Source organism: Desulfobacterales bacterium, from assembly GCA_030066985.1.
Lineage (GTDB): Bacteria > Desulfobacterota > Desulfobacteria > Desulfobacterales > JAHEIW01 > JAHEIW01.
Window position 1 is genome coordinate 66,999 of the sequence record JASJAN010000023.1, and the last position, 16,419, is coordinate 83,417.

Annotated in this window: 16 protein-coding genes; 14 read left to right on the top strand and 2 right to left on the bottom strand. The window is 49.5% G+C overall.

All coding sequences use genetic code 11. The features are described from left to right. The first annotated feature begins 49 nt into the window (after nt 1-49). The 7 genes from QNJ26_13130 to QNJ26_13160 all read left to right on the top strand — a co-directional run bounded on the left by QNJ26_13130 (nt 50) and on the right by QNJ26_13160 (nt 4,871). Nucleotides 50-520 (top strand): hypothetical protein, encoded by a 471-nt coding sequence (locus QNJ26_13130; protein ID MDJ0986477.1) that lies wholly within the window; start codon nt 50-52, stop codon nt 518-520. 197 nt (nt 521-717) lie between these two features. Beyond that, a complete protein-coding gene (locus QNJ26_13135) occupies nt 718-1,239 on the top strand; it encodes a glutaredoxin domain-containing protein (GenBank protein MDJ0986478.1) in 522 nt (173 codons plus the stop codon). A 316-nt stretch (nt 1,240-1,555) separates the two neighbouring features. Further along, nucleotides 1,556-2,119: a hypothetical protein gene (locus QNJ26_13140; GenBank protein ID MDJ0986479.1), complete on the top strand. Its 564-nt coding sequence runs from the start codon at nt 1,556-1,558 to the stop codon at nt 2,117-2,119. A gap of 108 nt (nt 2,120-2,227) precedes the next feature. Continuing rightward, nucleotides 2,228-2,581, top strand: a complete 354-nt coding sequence (locus QNJ26_13145) for a Dabb family protein (GenBank protein ID MDJ0986480.1) — start codon at nt 2,228-2,230, stop codon at nt 2,579-2,581. A 236-nt stretch (nt 2,582-2,817) separates the two neighbouring features. After that, nucleotides 2,818-3,345 (top strand): hypothetical protein, encoded by a 528-nt coding sequence (locus QNJ26_13150; protein ID MDJ0986481.1) that lies wholly within the window; start codon nt 2,818-2,820, stop codon nt 3,343-3,345. 12 nt (nt 3,346-3,357) lie between these two features. Continuing rightward, entirely contained in the window at nt 3,358-4,374 is a 1,017-nt protein-coding gene (ansA, locus tag QNJ26_13155; protein MDJ0986482.1) for an asparaginase, read from the top strand. A 203-nt stretch (nt 4,375-4,577) separates the two neighbouring features. Continuing rightward, the gene (locus tag QNJ26_13160; protein ID MDJ0986483.1) at nt 4,578-4,871 is read left to right on the top strand and encodes a hypothetical protein; all 294 of its coding nucleotides are present in this window, start codon (nt 4,578-4,580) and stop codon (nt 4,869-4,871) included. 224 nt (nt 4,872-5,095) lie between these two features. Here the strand turns inward: QNJ26_13160 and QNJ26_13165 are convergent, their stop codons facing one another. Next, nucleotides 5,096-7,096, bottom strand: coding sequence for an FAD-dependent oxidoreductase (locus tag QNJ26_13165; protein MDJ0986484.1), 2,001 nt, complete (start codon nt 7,094-7,096; stop codon nt 5,096-5,098). Nucleotides 7,097-7,360: 264 nt separating this feature from the next. Here QNJ26_13165 and fliN point away from each other — a divergent pair, with 264 nt between their 5' ends. Next, on the top strand, nt 7,361-7,870 hold the full coding sequence (fliN, locus tag QNJ26_13170; GenBank protein MDJ0986485.1) for a flagellar motor switch protein FliN: 510 nt from the start codon (nt 7,361-7,363) through the stop codon (nt 7,868-7,870). Nucleotides 7,871-8,091: 221 nt separating this feature from the next. Here fliN and QNJ26_13175 read toward each other — a convergent pair whose 3' ends face one another. Then, complete coding sequence (locus QNJ26_13175; GenBank protein MDJ0986486.1) at nt 8,092-8,586, bottom strand: prolyl-tRNA synthetase associated domain-containing protein; 495 nt, start codon at nt 8,584-8,586, stop codon at nt 8,092-8,094. Between the two features lie 190 nt (nt 8,587-8,776). Between QNJ26_13175 and QNJ26_13180 the strand changes: the two genes are divergently transcribed. The 6 genes from QNJ26_13180 (at nt 8,777) to QNJ26_13205 (ending at nt 16,412) form a co-directional block, all read left to right on the top strand. Further along, a complete protein-coding gene (locus QNJ26_13180) occupies nt 8,777-9,754 on the top strand; it encodes an ornithine cyclodeaminase family protein (GenBank protein ID MDJ0986487.1) in 978 nt (325 codons plus the stop codon). A 143-nt stretch (nt 9,755-9,897) separates the two neighbouring features. Then, on the top strand, nt 9,898-11,067 hold the full coding sequence (locus QNJ26_13185; protein MDJ0986488.1) for an FAD-binding oxidoreductase: 1,170 nt from the start codon (nt 9,898-9,900) through the stop codon (nt 11,065-11,067). A 303-nt stretch (nt 11,068-11,370) separates the two neighbouring features. Beyond that, complete coding sequence (locus QNJ26_13190; protein ID MDJ0986489.1) at nt 11,371-12,585, top strand: branched-chain amino acid ABC transporter substrate-binding protein; 1,215 nt, start codon at nt 11,371-11,373, stop codon at nt 12,583-12,585. 212 nt (nt 12,586-12,797) lie between these two features. Beyond that, nucleotides 12,798-13,859 (top strand): branched-chain amino acid ABC transporter permease, encoded by a 1,062-nt coding sequence (locus QNJ26_13195; protein MDJ0986490.1) that lies wholly within the window; start codon nt 12,798-12,800, stop codon nt 13,857-13,859. 54 nt (nt 13,860-13,913) lie between these two features. Beyond that, nucleotides 13,914-15,617, top strand: coding sequence for a hypothetical protein (locus QNJ26_13200; GenBank protein MDJ0986491.1), 1,704 nt, complete (start codon nt 13,914-13,916; stop codon nt 15,615-15,617). A gap of 9 nt (nt 15,618-15,626) precedes the next feature. Continuing rightward, on the top strand, nt 15,627-16,412 hold the full coding sequence (locus QNJ26_13205; protein MDJ0986492.1) for an ABC transporter ATP-binding protein: 786 nt from the start codon (nt 15,627-15,629) through the stop codon (nt 16,410-16,412). Nucleotides 16,413-16,419 lie beyond the last annotated feature (7 nt).

Consider the following 16,419-nt stretch of genomic DNA (forward strand, 5'->3'; position numbering starts at 1 on the left):
TAAATTAGCGTATCTTGGTGTAAGCATTGACCAGGTATAGGAGCATATTTTGCCAAAATTGATTCGCCTGAGTCCGTCCCTAACTGATGCGATTCTGACGGTATTTAAATATGTTCACGTAACAACCGGAGTCGAGCCCTCTCAAACCGAAGTGTCCAGTGCCATTAAAAGCTATTTTATGCTGAATGAGATCGGCAACCAGATAAAATTTCAGCGTAAAAAACCGGTGTCCCAGCCGTCTGCAGATGCAGCGTCTAAGGATCCATTTTGGAAAATTAATCTGAAAACCGGCCCCGCAAAAAACAGTTTGATCAGGGTGGGTCTGTTCCACGAAAATATCAAAGAAGCCCTAATTGCGGTTCAACGCTTTGTAACCGATGCCGGTGCCGCGAAACCCAGCGAGACGGAAATTGCATTGAGCCTCAAAAGCTCTTTTATTCTCAGTGAAATAAAAAACCAAATCGATTGGCAGCGAAATGAACGCCGGAAGCCAAAAAATGTCGCATCTAAAGCAAAATAAAGCAGTTAAGTCGCAAGTGGCCTCTTTCCCGCCAGGTTTTACTCAACTCTTCCATCTATTTTGCCGATAAACCATTCAATATACCGGTATGGGCCAAATGCGGACTGTCATGTGGCTCAACGGCCCTTTTAAATCATAAATGGGCGCCGCTATCATGCGCCGAATGGGCCCACGCAACTTTTATTCGGGGTAAAAAAATGAAGATTCCAGGTATTTTGATAGTCTTTTTGCTGCTGATGTTGACCCTTGGTGTATCCTCAGCTGAAATTTACAAATGGGTTGATGAAAACGGTATTACCCATTATTCGGATTCCCCGACCCGTGATAATTCAGATGCGTTCGAGGTTAAAGATGATACCGTTCCATCTTCCAACCCGGCGCCTGCTGATCGCGGCCCGGCTCCAGTTAAAGCCACCAAGGACACTCTGGATCCCAGCATTTTTGATATATTGAAAAATTCTCCGGAAGAGGAAATCGCTGCCAAAGCGCCGACCGTTGAGATCTATGAAACCGATTGGTGCGGGTATTGTAATAAGGCCAAGCAATTTTTCCGCTCACGGGGAATCAAGTATAAAACTTATGACATCGACAGAAACCCGCGGGCCGCTCGTCGAATGATGACCATGACCAACCGGCGGGCAGTGCCTTTTGTTGTCATAAACGGCAAAGGAATTCAGGGTTATTCTGAACAAGCCTACCTGGCAGCACTCAAGAACTGAGATCCATCTCTAAAATTGGGCCACTGTGCTGTAGCCGTAATTAAGCACCATCCCCAAAACCTTAGCCGCATGGGTAACCCTAGCCAGTTCACCAGCCTCAAATAGATCACCCTCGGGAAGAAACCCTTTGGGTTCATTTTCTTTTCTGACGCTTATTTTTGTCTGAAATCAGCACGAAGAATTCGATTGCATCCCATAAAAATGAGCGATAGATTATCTCAAGTTGAAGCTGCGGTCTGTTAACAGATCTCCTGATTAAAGAAGTGTTATTCCTAAGCCACTCAGCAAGATCCGATCTTTTTGCGCCGGAACACAAATGCGTTGGCCAACACCATTTGAACGATATTCAGATCCCGCTCGGAAAAAAGCCCTGGTTGCGGCCTTGATTATAAGCGCCTTCCTTTTGATGGCAATGCGCATGCTAGATGGGCCTTTGAGGACACCAGTAGCCCCCCGAGGGATCGTATCCTTTGAACTGGCAAAAAATGTAGACGCATCTCGCCAGATACTGAACTCCTGGAATGGGCAGGCAAAAAAACATGCCGCCGGCAGCCTGGGGCTGGACTACCTTTTTTTAATCGTTTATGCCGCTTTTCTGTCATTGGCCTGCACCCAGGTGAGCAAAGCACTTGTGAAGCGTAGACTGCTGTTGGCCAATGCAGGCGCCATTTTGGCCTGGACGCAGTTTTTGGCTGCCATATGCGATGCCGTTGAAAATTCAGTATTGTTTGCCCTGTTGCTCAATTCAAAACAGCTATGGCTTCCCGCTGTAGCGCGCACATGCGCCATCATCAAATTTACGATCGTCGGCGCCGGGTTGATATATATCGCAAGCGGCATAATCATGATCGGAATCGATAAAATAGCCAGAAAAAAATAAACTCCGATGATATACAAATTTCTCTTTTGGATTTATCTGTTAGATGCGATATTGTGAATCATCCATGAAATCGATTCCGCTTAGGGAAAACCATAAGGAGAGGTCGATATGATTAATCATGTCGTTTTGATCAAGTTTAAAGCGGGGATCAAAGATGCTGACATTGATGCACTTGAAAAAATTTTAGATCAACTTCCTAACAAGATTGTTGAAATTCAAACATATGAATTTGGGCGCGATCTGCTGCAGACTGCAAGATCATATGACTTTGCGCTTGTGGCATTGTTCGCCAATCTGGAGGCTGTTCAACGCTACCAGGAGCACCCCGCCCATCTGAAAGCGTTGCAACAGATCACCCGCTTAAGCGAGAATATTTTAACAGTTGACTTTGAAGGCACGGATGCCGGTAAGATTAAAAAGGACGAGGAAGGTGCTATACTCAGCCGCCTCGGCCGGATTTAATCCGGCTTCAACCTCATTGTATTTTACGGCCAAGCAAGATGTCCTTAAGAAATTAAATATCTAAATTTTGCAGGTTGAGCCCGTAACCCGTTTGCCCGTTTGCCCGAAAAATAAAATCAGACATTTGTACAATTTCAGCGGGCTCAACCGGCGCAACGGGCACAACTGGCTTAACCAGATATACCGGACAGCTTGAAAAAACGAATGTTTATTTTGCAACCGTTTTCGGAAAAATGATGACGACCATACTGTCCAAACTCCGAGGCGGCGACCGCCGTTCCATTGGAAACGTCAATGCGGTGGTCGCGGCTGTCAAAGAAAAACCGGATCTGTTTAAAGATCTGGTCAACGGTCTGTTTAACTCAGATCCGATCGTACGGATGCGCGCGGCCGATTCAATGGAAAAGATATCTGCAGATGAGCCTCAAATATTACGGCCATTTAAAACAGAACTCATTGGACTTGCCCGTAAAACCCGTCAGCAGGAGCTGCGCTGGCATCTGGCTCAGATGATTAGCCGTTTAAATTTGTCATCAAAAGAAACACAGACTGTAACGGATATTTTATTTGATTATTTAACGGATGACAGTAAAATTGTCGTCACTTTTGCGATGCAGGCCCTAACAGATCTGGCCATAAACAAGGCGGCCGTTTCAAACCGCGTGCTGAACGCTATCGAAAAACTCACCCAAACCGGTAGCCCAGCCATTAAGGCCCGCGGGAGAAAATTATTGCCCAAATTGAAGAATCTTTTGTCTGTTTAAAACGAGGTGTATATGCGCAAAAAAGTCTATATTGCCTATACCGGCGGCACCATCGGCATGAAACGCACAGTGGACGGTTATGTGCCGACTTCCGGATACCTCGAGCGACTTATGCACAACCTGCCGGAACTCAAAAGTGATTTGCTGCCGGAATATGACATTGGCGAGTATGAACCGTTGCTGGATTCCTCCAATATGACACCTGAAGATTGGCTAAGGATCGCCAATGACATATCCAAGCGCCATAATGCGTATGATGGGTTTGTGGTTCTACACGGTACCGACACCATGGCTTATACCGCCTCCGCCTTACCCTTTATGTTGCAAGGGCTGCAAAAACCGGTGGTGATTACCGGCGCCCAAATCCCGCTGTGTAAAGTCCGCAATGATGCCCGGGAGAATCTGATTACGGCACTGCTGATCGCAGCCAATTTTAAAATCCCTGAAGTCTGCCTGTGTTTCGGCAACAAGCTGCTGCGCGGCAATCGGGCGGTAAAAATCGATTCGGATAGCCTGGATGCATTTGAATCACCGAATTTCCCGCCGCTAGGAACTGTCGGTATTGAAATCAAAATACGCTGGGACCTGGTCCTGCCGCCCCCGAAAACCCGTAAAACAATAAAAGTTGCCGCATTAAGTGAATCGCGCGTGGCCGGGCTGCGGTTGTTTCCGGGCATCTCCGTGGACATTGTTAAAAATTTCCTGCAGCCACCCATTCGAGGTTTAATCCTGGAAACCTACGGAAGCGGCAATGCACCTGAAAACAGGGAATTGATCGCGGCATTGAAATCGGCCAATGACCATGGCGTTATCATCGTCAACTGCACCCAGTGTATGAAAGGTACGGTCAATATGGAAGGCTATGCCACCGGTATTTCGCTGGCAAAAGCTGGTGTCATCAGTGGTTTTGACATGACCCCTGAGGCGGCATTGGCAAAACTGTCATTTTTGCTCAATCAGAAATTGTCGGTTGCAAAAATAAAAAAAATGATGCAAACCGATTTGTGTGGTGAATTAACGCGGCCCTAATGGGTGACTTGATTTTCTGGACCTGGATCTGGGCTAGGGAACTTTTTCAACATAAGTAATTCTATAGTCGGGTTTGCCGGTTGAGTCCGCCTCCGGCGGATTGAGCCCGTTAAAATTGGAATCGGTTCTATCCGGCTAACGGGCTAATCCGCCATAGGCGGACAAGCGGGTAACGGGCTCAACCCCTTCTTTTAGGAGTGGACATGCAGCAGATGAAAAATGAGGATCAATGGGTATGGGTGGTCGTTCAGGATCCAGGCGGCAATGAGCAGTTTTTGGGCCAGCACGACCCAGAAACAGACATTTCGTATATACCGGCTTTTCCCGAAAAAGAGGCTGCTCAACAGGGTTTGTTGAATCTTACGCGCGAGCCGAAATTAAAGTACGAAGTGCAGGCCATTATGCGTGAAGAATTATTAAAGGATGCTGTAGCCGGCGGTTTTATGGTCTTTTTACTGGGTGAAAACGGTGAGGTATTGGAAAAACTTGAACCCTAAACCAGCTTAGGTAAGTTAATACCAACAGATTTTATGAGCACGAAAAACACCATCAAATAATGCTGAGAAAAAGATAAAACTGAAAGCTATTTTCAAAATTGTAGATCACGCTCAAGGGCAAGGCGAAAACCGATTCAAAAGTGGAGTATACACGCTAGTATTCGAGCATTTTGAATCGGTTTTTAACACAGCCATTGAGCGTTAGATGCATTTTTAAAATAGCTTTAGATGTTGAGGGCTGCCAGAAATCCCCCATGAATCGCATCGTTTAGTTTTCCCAGCCGCAGACCATCACCCACCGCGGCAAAAGGGATCCCCAGTTTTTTGATATCAGCTGACAAGCCAGGAACAGATTGCACCCCTGACGCCAGAATGACATTGTCAAATTGACGCTCTTGCACTTGATCCCTTTTGACGAATTTCACAATTCCATGGCGGATGGATGTCACCTGAGCGCTAGTCTTAACCGCAATCCCATAACGCTTCAGATTATCAAACACAATCCAACGTGTTGATTTACCAATGTCCTGCCCGATCCTGGGCAACATTTCAAAAACAGTGACCTTTGAAGATCCCTGAAACATGAGTTCACGCAATCGTTTCGGGTCGATGGCATCATAGGTAAACAAAAAATGAAGCGTCTCCGGTGTCAGTGTGCCCTTGGCGGCGATGAACAGAGCTGTTTCCAGACCGACCGAACCACCACCAATAATGGCAACCGAATTTCCGAGTGACGGATTTTCTTTTAAAACCTGCCAGGCAGGATAAACACAGGGATCATCACATCCATCAATTTGTGGCCAAGTGGGTTCGGCACCTTCTGCCAGGATGATGTAATCCGGATTTTGCGCCTGAACAAAATTCGCATCCACCGCGGTGTTCAGATGCAAGGGAATCTGGTGCTTTTTGATCTGGGCCCGATAGTAGCGGATAAATTCCAAAATTTCCTGTTTATGCGGTGGTGCCCCGGCAATCCACAGCTGGCCGCCGATGTCTGAATCTCTTTCATAAATTTCGACCTGATGACCACGGCTGGCTGCGGTCACGGCCGCCTCCAAACCACTGGCACCCGCCCCCACGACCATGACTTTCTTGGAGCTATCACTGATGAAGATCTGACGTTCTCCCTCGAATCCGGCCCGCGCATTGCCGACGCAAAATACCGGTCGCCCGCTAAAGACTTCATCGGTGCAACCCTGAGAGCAACCCACACAGGGGCGGATTTCCTCCACTCTGCCTTCAGATGCTTTCTGGGGCCACTGCGGATCGGCTATCAACACCCGGCCCAAATTGACCATGTCGGCATAACCATCTCTGATGATCTGTTCAGCGCTGGCGGGATCCGAGATTCGATTGGAAGCGATGATTGGCACTGAAACTGCTTTTTTAATATTCAGGGATAAAAAGGCAAATGCCGCACGGGGCAGATGCATCGGCAGTTGCGGAATGCGCGATTCATGCCAACCCCCGGTTACATTGATGGCATCCACGCCCGCAGTTTCATACACCTTGGCAAACTCCGGCGTTTCTGTATCGGTGTTGCTGTCTTTCACGAAATCGTTTCCCGCCATGCGAATCGTCAACGGATATTCGGGTCCAAGACGTTTGCGTAGCAGCTCGATGAGCTCTCTGGGAAACCGCACCCGATTTTCAAAACTGCCGCCATAGTTATCGGTTCTCTGATTGGTTTTCTCAGAGAGAAATTGTGAAATCAGGTAACCGGCGGACGCCAGGATCTCGATACCGTCAAAACCGGCCTTCTTGGCCCTCAGCGCCGCCTGCGCAAAATTCTCATGGGTCTGAAGGATGTCTTCAATGGTCATTTCGCGCGGCGTCGTCTGGGAATAGCGTGAATACACCGCCGACGGCGCCATCGGTTGCTGGCCATCGATAAACATCGGATGGGAATAAGCACCGGCATGAAATAGCTGTACCCACGCGCAGGCACCGCCATCTTTTATAATGCGGGTTAGTTTTTTAAAATCCGCGATGGCATCATCATGGCTCAGCGATAAGGCAATCGCACCCGATCCGATAAAATCAATCCCAACCGGTCCAACGGTCACCATTCCGGCACCGCCACCAGCCCTTTCAGCAAAATAGTTGTAGTACCGGTCGTTGAGTTTGCCGTCTGTGGAATACAGCAACCCCAGCGATGGATAGGCGATTCGGTTTTTAATTTGCAAACTGTTAATTTGAATGGGGCTGAATAAAAATGTATACATGGATTTTTCCTCAATACTTACATTCGATATACTAAATACACTGCCAGGCGAAACTATTTTCTGATGGTATCTTTGCTTCATACCATTGCAACCCCGGAATTACAAACGGTTGCACGTGTTTCTGCTACCAGCGGTTGTGCCGGTGTACGGGAAAATATATTGAGGTTTTAGCCTGATTATACTAAAATAATTAGATAAAGCGTTTTTCGCATTCATAGATTGTCTGACGCACATCACATCAATACGAATCGAGGTCAAACCAGGATGACTGAAGATAAGATCAAAGAGGATGGCCAGCCTGCAGAGGAAAATGCAGCCGAACCCGCGAGTGGAGGAAATTTAGAAAATGATGGGTCCACTGAAACCGAAACGCCCCCCATCGAAGCAGAAGAAGATAGCACCGCCATCAGCACGTCTGAAGAATCTGCTGCTTTAGGAAATATGCAGCTAGATGATTTGTCTGACGCTGCAAATGCCGATCCGGCTGATGATGAAGAAACACAGGCGATTGAAGATTTTGATCTGAATTTGCTGTTGGACATCCCCTTGGAAATAACCGTAGAATTAGGCCGCAACCGCGTCCGAATTCAAAAGCTGCTCGAACTGGAACCGGGCTCAACCGTCACACTTTCCAAACTGGAGGGTGAACCGGTGGACATATTGGCCAACGACAAGTTGATCGCCAGAGGAGAAGTCGTTTTACAGAACAAAAAATACGGTATCCGTATCACCGAGATAACCAGCCGCATGAACCGCATCAAAAGCCTGCACTAAAATCCTTTTAAGCCTCCATTATCAAGTACAAAGAAGCGCAGCCTTATGGGTGCGTGGATGGCGATTTTACAGATTAAAAACCACGAAGAACACGAAGAGCACAAAGAGAAAATTTTTAGTTTCCCTTCGTGCCCTTCGTGGTGTAATAATTCAAAAGATTAGTCGTCTTTTATACACTTTTTCGTCGTCGTCCCCGTGAGCTAAAAATGCTATGATTCCACTTATTGTTTTTGCGAAGGCACACCCAGGGTCCGTACATCATGGCCGGTCGACGCTAAAAATCGCTTGAGGTTGTCGTTCGATATCACCAGGGTGGCGGTATTGATCAGGGGATGAAACTGGAATGCCTGCTGCTCCCACAAACTTTCATCGATGATCAATTCGACGCTGTGCTCGGGATCATTGACCAGAGCGAAAATCGTCACAGAGCCGGGATCGACGCCCAGAAATTTTTTGAGGCGGTCGGCGGAACCGAAGCTTAAACGGCTGGCGCCAATCAGGGCGTTCAGCGCCTTGATGTCCACCCGTTTATCAGCCGGTACAATCACCAGAAAATGACGTCGGCCTTTATGATCCCGCAAAAAAAGGTTTTTGGTCTTGGCCGCCGGCAGCGGTGGCACAAGTCTTTTAACATCGTCGACGGTATACACAGGCGGATGATCGTAACGTTCGTATTCAATTTGATGCTCATCCAGATATTGATAAAAGTCCACCATTGGTTTTGCCTCCATTTGAATTTTGAAATCATGCCCCCTGCAGAAAGTCAAGTCCTGAACCAAGAATTCGGAAGTGAATTCTGAGCTACACCCTATGCCCTGTGCCGAACGGGCTATAATTCCTTGACAGCCAAATCGTTCAGTCGATATACCAGAAGTCGATAGAAACCTTATTCCGATTGGGGGTAGCATGCCGAAAAACCAGTTGCTTTATCTATCAAAAGCAGATGTGGAAGCCGTCGGCGTAAGCATGGCCGAAATTATTGAATCATTAAAAACCACTTTTCGCGCCAAAGGTGAGGGTCGTACCGAAATGCCCCCCAAACCGGGCATTCATCCTGGTGGTGGCGATAATTTCATTCATGCCATGCCGGCCTACATTGCCGATTTAAAGTCGGCTGGAATCAAGTGGGTCGCCGGATTTCCGGAAAATCACTACAAGGGATTGCCCTACGTCACGGGTTTGCTGATTTTCAATGATGTTGAAACCGGTTTACCTTTGGCCGTAATGGACTGTATCTGGATTACGGCGATGCGCACCGGCGCAGCCACCGCCCTGGCTGCCAGCTATCTGGCACGCAGCGATTCGTCGGTGGTGGGCGTGCTGGGCTGCGGCGTGCAAGGCCGCAGCAATGTAGAGGCCTTAAACGTATTGTTTCCGATCAAAACCGTTCGGGCTTATGATGTCAATGATGACACGGTTCAATCATACGCCGAGGAGATTCAAGCGCGTTTTAATCTGGAGGTCGTGCCGGCTGCAACCCCCCAGGAGGCGGTCAGCGGCTGTGATATTGTGGTGACAGCCGGTCCGATTTTAAGAACACCCCATGCCACAATCCAGGCAGACTGGTTGGATGAGGGCGCTTTTGCCTCCCTCGTGGATTATGATTCCTACTGGGATCCGGCAGCCATAAATCAGGTCACTAAATTCTGTACCGACGACACCGCTCAATTGCGGCTGTATCAACAAATGGGCTATTTCAAAAATATTCCCGATATTTATGCAGACCTTGGTGAGCTGGCCAGCGGTCAAAAACCCGGGCGCCAAACCTCTGAGGAGCGCACCATGACCGCCAATCTGGGGCTGGCGCTCGATGACATGGCTGTTGCGCCGCTGCTCTATCAACGGGCAAAAAAGAAAAAAATTGGGACCTGGCTGCCGTTATGAGGTTCAAAGGTTCAGGGTTCTGCGTTCAGGGGTTTGACATATGCCGTCTGTCTTAAGTTATTCAACCTCTGAACCCTTGAACGTTGAACCTCAGAACCTGACGACAAAACACAACAACTTGCCTTAGATGAGGTTTAAAGCAAATGAAAAAAACACATGACGTTGTGATTATCGGAGGCGGCATCATCGGCAGCGCCACAGCCTATTACCTGATTAAAGCTGATCCATCACTTAAGATTGCGGTAGTAGAGCGCGATCCGACCTACGAACAAGCGTCAACCACCCTATCCATGGCCAATGTGCGCGTTCAGTTTACGCTAAAGGAAAACGTTCAGATCTCTCAGTATGCCATCGAGATGCTAAGTTCCTTTGAAGAGGATATGGCGGTGGACGGCGAGAAGCCGAAAATCTATTTTCGGCAGGAAGGCAATCTTTTTCTGGTAGCGGTCGATGGCGAAAAAGCTGCCCGGCGGGCCTTCGATATGCAAAAACAGCTTGGTTGCCGGGTAGAGTGGTGGGCACCGCAGCAAATCAGGGAACAGTATCCCCTTTATGACCCCCAGGCATTTGTTGGCGGGACCTTCGGTCCGGATGATGGCTATTTTGATTCCTACGGGGTGTTGATAGCGTATAAGGCCAAAGCACGATCATTGGGTGTCAACTATTTGCAGGATGAAGCCGTCCGTATCCTTATATCCCCAAATCAGGTTGAAGGGGTGCAGCTGGCAAATAAGGGCACGCTGCCTGCTGAAATCGTGATCAACTGTTCCGGCGCATGGGCCTCAGAAGTGGTTAAAACCGCCGGTATCGACCTGCCGGTCGTTCCGGTCAAGCGCCAGGTGTTTGTGCTTGACACCGCCTATAAATTTGAAAGACCGCTGCCGTTGACCATCTTGCCGTCAGGTCTTTATTTCCGTACGGAAACAGGCGGCCTGGTGCTGTTGGGGAAATCAATGGAAGATGATCCCATCGGTGTGGCGTTTACCTGGGACGAGAAGCGATTCATAGACCATCTTTGGCCGGAATTGGCTGAGTTTGTCCCGAAATTTGATCGCCTTAAGGTGGTGCGCGGCTGGGCCGGTCTGTATGCGGTCAATACCCTGGACGGCAATGCCATTCTCGGGCAATGGCCGGAGCTGAACGGATTTTACCTGGCCAACGGATTTTCCGGTCATGGTCTTCAGCAGGGACCCGCGGTGGGACGTTATTTGAGCGAACTCATTCTGAAAAAGCCTTTAACACTGGATCTTTCCATTTTTACCCCACAACGTATACTGGAAAACCGGGCATTGAGCGAAATTGGGCTGGTTTAACATTTTCTGAACATTAGCTCTTGACTAATGCCCAAATGTTGTTTAAATAAGCGCCAAACCTTTTGAGGCAAAATCACCAACTAAATCTTATTTAGTATTGATTTCAGAACCTTGGAAAATAGGCCAAAAAAAATCATAAACGACCATTTGACATTTTAAGCCATTGAGATTATAGCATAATGGTTATTTATTCCCGCCACAATGCTGAAAGGAGGTGATCCAGTCTAGTTATATCGTATTTAGTCGAACAGAATTCTCAACGTATCAAGCGTTATTTATATTAATAATGAAAGGAGAACCAAAATGAATCGCAATCTAATTATGGTGTTAACATGTGTATTTGTGATCACATTTGCCTTTGGTATTCAAGCCAAAGCCATGGACAAAGATGTCACACTGCGCCCCGGTGAACCGGTCCACATTGCCTATTGGGTCGTCATTTCAGGTCCAAACACTTCCTTAGGCACGGATGTGGTGCGCGGTATTGAAATTGCGATGGACGATTTCGGCGGACAAGTCAAAGGCTTTCCAATCAAGCTTTCAGGCCAGGATGCCGGCTGCAGCGCTGAAGGCGGCCAGGCTGCCGCAACTAAACTGGCAGCCGACCCGACCATTGTGGCGGCCATCGGCTCCACCTGCTCAAGTGCCGCCAAACCCGGCGTGCCGATTCTCTGGAAGGCCGGTATTCCGAGCGTGTCGCCCTCCAACACCGCTCCGTTTCTGACCGATCCCAACCGCGGCGAAGGCTACGGTGGATATGCACGCACCTGCCATAACGACAAGATCCAGGGGGCGATCGCGGCTGAATTTGCCTTTAAACAAAAAGGTCTCAAAAAAGCGGCCACCATTCATGACGGCAGCGTCTATGCCGAGCAGCTGGCGCAGGTTTTTGCCGCCACCTTCAAGAAATTGGGCGGCACCGTCACCTCCATGGAAGCCATTTCTCCCAACGACACCGACATGCGCCCGGTTTTGACCAAAATCGCCACCGGCAAACCGGATATTATCTATTATCCGATCTTCATTGCCGAAGGTGGTTTTATTACGCGCCAGTCCAAGGAAATCTCCGGATTGGAAAAGACTGTCCTGTTTGGCGCCGACGGCATGTTCTCACCGGACTTCTATAAAGCCGCTGGCATGTCAGCTGTGGGGATGTATCACTCCAGCCCGGATTTTGCGGCCTTTGCTGGTGGATATCAGACCTTTTTAAAGACACACATGAAAAAATATGGTGAAAAACCCATCGCACCGTTCCATGGCCATGCCTATGACGCCACCATGATGATTCTGAAGGCCATCGATAAAGCGGCCGTCAAAAAAGGTGGCAATCTGGTTATCAACCGCAAAGCGGTCCGCGATGCACTGTTGGCCACTTCAAATATGCAGGGGCTGACAGGTATGATTAACTGTGACCAGTACGGTGACTGCGCAGATCCGAAAATCGCGATTTATCAAACCGCGAAAGAGAACGTGAAAGAATTGAAAATGCCGGAAAAACCTTACTGGAAACCATATTAATGTAACAGATCAAAGCAGGCTTCTCCGGAAGCCGGCTTTGATACAAATTATATGAGAGCCGGGTATTCAGAGAATACCCGGCCTACCCTGCAAGATTCGGTTTCCCCAACCGTTTGCCGCAACTTCAAAACACGCTCTGTCTCCTACTGTGGGCTACCACTCGATGTCACAAGGCAAACACCAGGTCGTAAGAAGGAAGAAGGACAATAATTATGCTGCAACGAATTCGTGAACGAATAACACCCACCGATGTGGTCATGTACCTGATCGGCGGTGGACTGTTGTTTTTGGTGATCTGGGGGTCGATCGCCACTCTGATCAAAGGAACCTATACCGTTCGTCATTGGATCGATTTTGTCATCTTCGGTCTGGCCCAGGGCAGCGTCTATGCGCTAATCGCCACCGGATATACCATGGTCTACGGCGTGTTGCGCATGATCAACTTTGCCCACGGCGAGGTCTTTATGAGCGGACCGTATACGGCTTATTTTGTGGCCGCCTATTTTTACCGCAATGACTTTTTGGAGGCCCAGCCCATACTTTGTCTGGGGGTTATTTTCCTGGTGTCCATGGCCATATCCGTTACGATTGCCTTTTTTCTGGAACGGATTGCCTACCGGCCCCTCAGAGGCGCCCCGCGGCTGATTCCACTAATTACCGCGATCGGGGCCTCTTTTTTCCTGCAGTACCTGTTTCGCGGGCTCTATGGTTCCAGCTTCCAGGCCTATCCGGACATTGCGATGCTCGAAGGCCATTGGATGATCGGCGGTATCCGTATTCTCAAATTCCAGGCGATTGTCATCGTCGCCGCCATCGTGCTGATGTTTGCCCTGTACTCCTTTGTCATGAAAAGCCGCATCGGCAAGGCTATCCGGTCCGTATCCGAGGACAAGGAAGCCTCGGCCCTGATGGGCATCGACGTGGACAAAATGATTTCCATGACCTTTGTGGTCGGCGGTGCCGCTGCCGGTGCAGCCGGAGTACTGTACGCCATCATGTTCAAACAAGTGCATTTTTTCATGGGTTTCATCCCCGGTATCAAGGCCTTTACGGCCGCGGTTCTGGGCGGGATCGGCAACATCCCGGGCGCAATGCTGGGCGGTATTTTCCTTGGCCTGATCGAATCTGTCGGCCCCAGCCTGTTTCTCGACGGCCTGGGTATCGTGGCGCCCTATCAGCTAAAGGATGCCATCGCCTTCACCATGCTGGTGATGGTGCTGATTTTCCGGCCCACCGGAATTCTCGGCGAACGACTGGCGGTTAAAAAAGCCTAGTAACAGTTAATGGTAATCTAATTAGATTGCAGTCGGAAAGGACGTTTTTGCAAAATGAATCAGGATCAATCTCCCTGGCGCTATGCGGTCAATATCGGGTTGATCGGTGCTCTGACAGTGGTGATGCTATCGCTGATCGGCATGGTCGAGGCCTTTAACAAACGCGATATTATTTACAAGGTCGTCACCATGGGCAACGCTCTGCTGCTGGTCACAGCGGTTTTTCTCAGCTACCTGGCAGCTCAAAAAGCCGGACGTGAAAAGATTTCCGTTGTCTTTGGCACGGCCATCCTCACCGCTGTAATAACGGCTGCCGGCATTGCCCTTCTGGTGGTTATCGGCAAAGCCATCAACCTGCGGATGATGTTTATCAATGCCTCACCGGTGCTCTTTCAAATATTGACCTTTTACATGGGACCCAAGCTGGGCATTCCCCTGCTGCTGTTAAGCGGAGTTTTGAGCGGTCTGTTTTCCAGTCTGCTCTATCTGGCGCCGACAACAATTCGCAAAATGGTCGTCACGGCCCTTAGCTGCGTAATCATTGCCGGTATGCTGCAGGATATGCTGCGGCCGGTCATCTCTCTGTGGGGGCCGCTGGCCAAGATCAACCTGTTCTTATTTGCACCCAATGGTCTGGCCCTCAAAGGCGCCATTGGATTGTGCGTTTTGGTTGCGATCGTTGTTTTATTGTACCACCGCAAAGGGGGCAGCGTAAAAACCAAGGTGGAAGGACTGCCTGCCAGTCAACAGCGCACCATGAAACTGGTCGGCGGCCTGGTTATCGTGTTTGTGCTTCTGATTTTGCCCAAAATACTGGGATTGTTCCTCAGTGAGGTGTTGACCATCGTCGGACTCTACGTGCTTTTAGGACTGGGCCTCAACATCGTGGTGGGCTTTGCCGGATTGCTGGATCTAGGTTATGTGGCCTTTTTCGCCGTGGGCTCATATGTGGTCGCCATTTTAACATCCCCGGAGCTGGGCTTCTTTAGTTTTGGATTCTGGAGTGCCCTGCCCATTGTGGTCATCGCCGGTATTTTATCCGGTGTACTGCTGGGGGTGCCGGTTCTCAAAATGCGCGGTGATTACCTGGCAATTGCTACCCTGGGGTTTGGTGAAATCATTCGAATTCTGGTTCTATCCGACTGGCTGCGACCGTGGATCGGCGGCGCCCAGGGTATCGGCCAGATTCCCAATATCAGCCTGTTCGGATACACCTTTACAACACCACAACAGGTCTATTATTTTATCCTGGCCGGCTGTCTGCTGGTTGGTTTTATCTCCTGGCGCCTGCGGGACTCGCGTCTGGGAAGAGCCTGGATGGCCGTGCGCGAGGATGAGGATGTGGCCCAGGCCATGGGTATCAATCTGGTGGCCACCAAACTGATGGCTTTTGCCACCGGGGCCGGTTTCTCGGCCCTCAGCGGCGCCATCTTTGCCACCAAGATCGGCTCGGTCTACCCCCATAGCTTTAACGTCATCGTTTCCATCAACATCATTTGCTTGATCATTGTCGGCGGCATGGGCAGTATTCCCGGCGTTATTGTGGGCGCCTTCGCCCTGGTCGGATTGCCCGAGCTTTTGAGAGAATTCGCCGAGTACCGGCTGCTGGTATACGGTGCCGCACTGGTTGCCATGATGCTGTTGAAGCCGGAAGGGTTGTGGCCGGATGTCAAGCGGCGGCGTGAGCTGCATATCGAAGAAGATGACGAAGAAGACACTGAGGCGGAGGCGGCCGGAACCGCCGCGGCAAGCAGTTAGGAGGAAACAATGGCCATTCTGAAAACGAAAAATCTCACCAAACAGTTTGGCGGCCTGGTTGCCATTGACAGTCTGGATCTGGAGGTCAAAGAAAACAGCATCCACAGCGTCATCGGGCCCAACGGCGCCGGCAAAACGACCCTGTTCAATTGTATCACGGGTTTTTACAAACCCGAGTTCGGCGAAATCGATCTGATGGGCCACTCTCTGGTGGGGTTGCTGCCCGACCAAATTGTGCGCCTGGGGGTTGCACGGACCTATCAAAATATTCGGCTGTTTCCCGCCCTGACAGCCATGGAAAACATTCTGGTGGGTCTGCATACCCATCTTAAAGCGCGGTTTTTGGGAATAGTCATGGGCAGCCCGGGCACTCGCAAAGAGGAAAAAGAAGCCGATGAAGAAAGCAGCCGCTTGCTGCGTTTTGTTAATCTGGGCGGCAAAGGTGAGCTGCTGGCCAAAAATTTGCCCTACGGCGAGCAACGCCGGTTGGAAATCGCCCGGGCCCTGGCCACCAAACCGCAGATTCTGTTGCTGGATGAGCCAGCCGCCGGTATGAATCCGAAGGAAACCCAGGAGATGATGGACTTTATTCAGCACCTGCGCGATGAGCTGGGCATCACCATTATTTTAATCGAGCATCAGATGAAAGTCGTTATGGGGATTTCCGAAACAGTCACCGTGCTGGATTACGGTGAAAAAATTGCCGAGGGAACCCCGGCTGAAATCCAAAAAGACCCCAAAGTGATCGAGGCTTATTTAGGAACAGGCGCCAGCGCTGCGGATGCAGCCGCTTAGATGAAAC

Bases quoted from the DNA above. Each gene is read 5' to 3' on its own strand.
- QNJ26_13165 (MDJ0986484.1), bottom strand. From the start codon at position 7,096: ATGTATACATTTTTATTCAGCCCCATTCAAATTAACAGTTTGCAAATT.
- QNJ26_13145 (MDJ0986480.1), top strand. From the start codon at position 2,228: ATGATTAATCATGTCGTTTTGATCAAGTTTAAAGCGGGGATCAAAGAT.
- QNJ26_13200 (MDJ0986491.1), top strand. From the start codon at position 13,914: ATGAATCAGGATCAATCTCCCTGGCGCTATGCGGTCAATATCGGGTTG.
- QNJ26_13190 (MDJ0986489.1), top strand. From the start codon at position 11,371: ATGAATCGCAATCTAATTATGGTGTTAACATGTGTATTTGTGATCACA.
- QNJ26_13140 (MDJ0986479.1), top strand. From the start codon at position 1,556: ATGCGTTGGCCAACACCATTTGAACGATATTCAGATCCCGCTCGGAAA.
- fliN (MDJ0986485.1), top strand. From the start codon at position 7,361: ATGACTGAAGATAAGATCAAAGAGGATGGCCAGCCTGCAGAGGAAAAT.
- ansA (MDJ0986482.1), top strand. From the start codon at position 3,358: ATGCGCAAAAAAGTCTATATTGCCTATACCGGCGGCACCATCGGCATG.
- QNJ26_13175 (MDJ0986486.1), bottom strand. From the start codon at position 8,586: ATGGTGGACTTTTATCAATATCTGGATGAGCATCAAATTGAATACGAA.
- QNJ26_13160 (MDJ0986483.1), top strand. From the start codon at position 4,578: ATGCAGCAGATGAAAAATGAGGATCAATGGGTATGGGTGGTCGTTCAG.
- QNJ26_13205 (MDJ0986492.1), top strand. From the start codon at position 15,627: ATGGCCATTCTGAAAACGAAAAATCTCACCAAACAGTTTGGCGGCCTG.
- QNJ26_13150 (MDJ0986481.1), top strand. From the start codon at position 2,818: ATGACGACCATACTGTCCAAACTCCGAGGCGGCGACCGCCGTTCCATT.
- QNJ26_13195 (MDJ0986490.1), top strand. From the start codon at position 12,798: ATGCTGCAACGAATTCGTGAACGAATAACACCCACCGATGTGGTCATG.
- QNJ26_13185 (MDJ0986488.1), top strand. From the start codon at position 9,898: ATGAAAAAAACACATGACGTTGTGATTATCGGAGGCGGCATCATCGGC.
- QNJ26_13135 (MDJ0986478.1), top strand. From the start codon at position 718: ATGAAGATTCCAGGTATTTTGATAGTCTTTTTGCTGCTGATGTTGACC.
- QNJ26_13180 (MDJ0986487.1), top strand. From the start codon at position 8,777: ATGCCGAAAAACCAGTTGCTTTATCTATCAAAAGCAGATGTGGAAGCC.